Annotated in this window: 2 protein-coding genes; both read left to right on the top strand. The window is 26.4% G+C overall.

The features are described from left to right. On the top strand, positions 1-938 hold a 938-nt coding region (locus tag Q0V09_RS08020; protein WP_297488310.1), incomplete at its 5' end, for a hypothetical protein. A 69-nt stretch (positions 939-1,007) separates the two neighbouring features. After that, positions 1,008-4,574: hypothetical protein (locus Q0V09_RS08015; protein ID WP_297488307.1), on the top strand; the 3,567-nt coding region annotated here is incomplete at its 3' end.

Genomic DNA, 4,574 nt, shown 5'->3' with positions numbered 1-4,574 from the left:
AAACAGATAAAAGAGTAATAGCAAGAGTGACAATAGCCCAAGCAACATTAGCAGGACCAGTACCACTATATTTTAGAGCAAAATCATCAACAACAAATGTTCAAGATGTAAAATATGATTTATTAACAATAGCTCCATTTAGAAAAGTAACAATAGCTCCAGAAACGTTATCAACAACATCAGTACCTAATGGAACAGTAGTATTTACTCATACTGTTACAAATGAAGGAAATGTAAATGAAGGTGGAGGAGTAGCAAATGGGAGCAGTGCAATTGTATTAGTTCTAGCAGATTCAGAAGCAGGTTATGGAAGTACAATATATATGGATTCAAATGGAAATGGACAATATGACTTAGGGATAGATGGTTTATATAGTTTTGAAGCTATAGGAGGACTTGATCCGACAGAAAATTTAACAATATTTTTAGTTACGTCAACGCCAATTGGAGCAGCTAAAGATGATCAAAATACAACAACAATAACAGTGACAACAAGTTTAGAAACATATAATGTTTCAACAATAACTAATGCAGCAAATGATACAATAACAATAATAAAAGATGAGTTGTCTATAGAGAAGTTCCAATCTTTAGATGGAATTACATATACTAAAGATTTACAAATAGCAGCTCCAGGAGAACCAATATATTATATGATAGAAATAACAAATACAGGAACAGCATCAGCTCAAAATGCAACAATAGAAAATGATATTCCTGTATATACAACACTTGCAAATATTGACTCAGCAACAGCAGCAGGAACAAAATCATTTCCATCATACATAAGGATATTAGCAGATGGAACCTTTGGAGTATATTCTCCAGCAACAGAATACCCAGCAATAGGGGAAATAGGGTTAATAAGAGTTACATCTGGAGAACTTGAAGTAAATGAAAAGGTAAGACTGTATTTTCATGTTAAGATAGATGAATAAATTTTAAATCTAGAAGATCCCCTATATTTCTAGGGGATTTTTTAAATATAATAATAGGAGGTGAGTTTAATGATTAAACAAATAAAAATAATCATAATACTTGCCTTTTTTTTATTATATTCTTTTATTTTAGGAAATATATCTGTAATTAATGAAAGTGTCTTGAATTTAAAAAGTATAGAAAACAAAGTGAAATCTGGAAAAATTTCAAATAATGTATTAACTAATATTGTAGGAAGAGAAATATATTCTTTTGAAAAAAATATTAATCATAAAGAGGTTCAAAGAATAAAAAAATATTCTGATAAAATAATTATGAAAAGTGATTTGAAAATATTGAAAAAATCTGGAGAAGAGTTAAGTTTTAAAAGTAGATTTCAAGGTGAGTTTGAAGTTGGAAATGTAAAACTTTTTTATAGTGAAAAAGGAAATGAGGAAAATGAAAAAGAAATTTATTTAAATGACAAAATGGAAACAGAAAATATTAAATTTGAAGTTGGAAAAGAATATGAAATAACTCTAGAAGGAGAAGTATTAGATGTAAAAGGATTAGGTGGTGTTGGTAGGGCAACGTTAACTGTAAAAAAAGATAATTTAACAAAGGATAGCATTTCAAGCAAAATTATTATAAGTGATAATTTAAATGATTCGGGGTTGATTTTATTAGATAAAAAAGTAAGCAGAAAAAAAGTGTTTTTAGGAGAATTAGTTAAATATACATTAAAAATAAAAAATAAATCTAATACAGAAATAGAGGAGTATTTAGTAACAGATTTTTTACCAATAGGATTAGAATTAATAAAAGAATCAATAACAATAAGTGATGGATTTAGATTTGAAAAAGATAGGCAAATAAAAAATGCTTTTGCTTTAACAATAATTCCAGAAGAAGGAAAAATAAAAAAAGATGAAGAATTAGAGATTAATTATATGGTTTTAGTTAAGGTAATGGCAAAAATTGGAAAAAATAAAAATCTTGCCAAGGTAAAAGGTAAAAAATATAATTACTATTATTACTCTAATTCATCATCAGCTACAATTGAAGTTCAAAGTGATATTTTTGCAAATAAAGGAGTTATTTTTGGAAGAACTTTTATAGATAATAATAGAAATAACATTTATGATAATGGAGATTTATCTGTGCCTGGTGTAAAAATAGTTTTAGAAAATGGAGATTATGCTATTACAGATATAGATGGTAAATATAGTATCTATGGTCAAACTGCAATATCTCATGTGGGAAAAATTCAAGAATCGAGTTTACCAAGAAAGATGAAAGGAAGAAAAATAACTAATAAACATAGTGAGAATGGAATATCAACATTTATAAATTTAAAAACGAATCAATTATATAAGGCTAACTTTGCATTTGATCCAGTATCTGAAAAAATAAAAAAAAGAATATTAGGAAGAAAAGATATATTGAAAAATGAAAAATTAGAAATTGAACGTTTAGTTTTTGATAAAGAATTAGAATTTAAAAAAATTAGAGAAGATATAGAAAAAAATAGAAATAAAGGAACTGTTTCTGGAAGAGGGATAACAAAGTTTAATAAAAAAATAGAAGTAAAAGATGAAGATATATTTTTAGAGGATGTGGAGAAATATATATCTAAGGATATACCATATGATGACTTAAATGATATTTTAGTAAAAATAGATAATAATTTAGATTTTTTAAATGTTAAGGATGGAGATTTAGTAAAAGGAATTATGAATTTCCAAGTAAAAGGTCCAAAAAATGGAACTTTAAATATATATATAAATGATGAAGTGGTACCTTTAGATAGAATAGGGATATCAGCAAGCTCTAAAGATAATAATCTCTTTTTTTTAGAGTATAATGCTGTAGCTATGAGTCCAGGGGAAAATAAAGTTGAGTTAACTTTTTCAGATCCATTTGGAAATGTTAGAGCTAGAAGAACAATAAGATTAATGGTAACTGGAGAATTTAAAGATTTTACTCTTGAAAAATATTCAGTTGAAGAAGATTCAGACATAGTGAAATTAAAATTAGAAGCAAAAGATGAATATGGAAGTGCAATAAATCATGATGTTGGAATATCAATATATTCAGATACAGGGACTTGGGCATCTGAAGATTCAGATAAAAGTAGAATGGGATTGCAAACAATATCTAATAAAAATGGAATATCAATATTAAATTTTTATCCAGAACCAGGAACTAAAAAAGTGAAATTTAATGTTGATGTGGAGGGAAAAGAAAAAGTAATAGAACTTAATATAAAAGGAAGAGAAACTCCATTTTTTATTAATGGAATATTAGAGGGAAGAATTGAATTTAATAAAGAGTTTGGAGAGAAATTTTATCTTTTTGAAGAGAAATTATATGATATAAATAAAGGAACAAAACATCTATATTCATATAGAGATGCAATCTATGGAGAGGGAAATATTTATAATGATTATTTTTTAACATTTTCATATGATAATATTAAAGAAACAGATCGTATGTTTGGATATGTGGATCCTGAAGATTATTTTCTAGTATATGGAGACAATTCTGTAAAAGGATATCAAGCTAAATCTACATCAAGATTTTACGGTAAAATTGAGAAGGAAAGTTCTTATTTAATGTATGGAGATTATAGTACTTCTCAGATAGAAAATAAGAAAATTAAGGTGGCAAAATATTCAAGAAGTTTAACAGGTGGAATAGGAAACTATGAAAATGATAAAATAAAAATAGGCGCATTTGCATCTGAGGTTGGAACAACACAAATTATAGAAAAAATAAGAGGAGATGGATTGTCAGGACCCTATAGATTAAAAGCTAATGAAATTGTTAAAGGTAGTGAACAAATAGAGATAATTGTTTATGAAAAAGGACATTTTTCAATAGAATTAGAGAGAAAAAAATTAAAAGTTTTTGAAGATTATACAATAGACTATGAGTTGGGTGAAATTTATTTTTCAGAACCCATTCCAAGTGTTGATAGTGAGTTTAATCCAGTTTATATAGAGATAAATTATGAACTTGAAGATAATAATAATAAGGAAACACATTTAGTTTATGGAATAAATGGTGAATATAAAATAAATGAATGGCTAACAGGAGGAGTTAATTATATAAAAGATACTGAGCCGAAAGAGGAAGTAGAAATAAAATCTATAAATATGTCTATAGATAAAGAGAAGCATAAACTATATTTAGAATATGGAGAAACAGATACATATTTAAAAAAACAAGGGTATGGAGTTTATGGTGAATATAATTTTGAATATAAAAATTTAAAAATTCAATCAATTTATAAGATTGCTAATGATAAATTTGATAATCCAAACTCTTCTCTTAGTTCTAATCAAGAGATAGGAGAAGCAATTTTAGATTATACATATTCTGAGAAAAATAGCTTAAAAATAAAAACACATATGCAGGTGGATAAAAATACACAAAATCAAAAAAGAGAAATTTATTTAGGAAATAAATACATAGTTAATGAAGAGTTAAGTGTTGAGGGTGGGTATAAGTATTATCATGTGGATAAAGGAAAAAAGGAAGAAGGAGAAGACGTTGATTTAAATATTAATACAGTTGGAGCAAAATTAAAATGGAAACCAAAGAATATAGAAAAACTTTCGGCATTTTTAGAATATGAACAAGATTTATTTGAA

It is taken from the genome of uncultured Cetobacterium sp., assembly GCF_947039425.1.
In the GTDB taxonomy this organism is placed as follows: domain Bacteria; phylum Fusobacteriota; class Fusobacteriia; order Fusobacteriales; family Fusobacteriaceae; genus Cetobacterium_A.
This window is presented reverse-complemented; position numbering and strand designations above follow the sequence as displayed.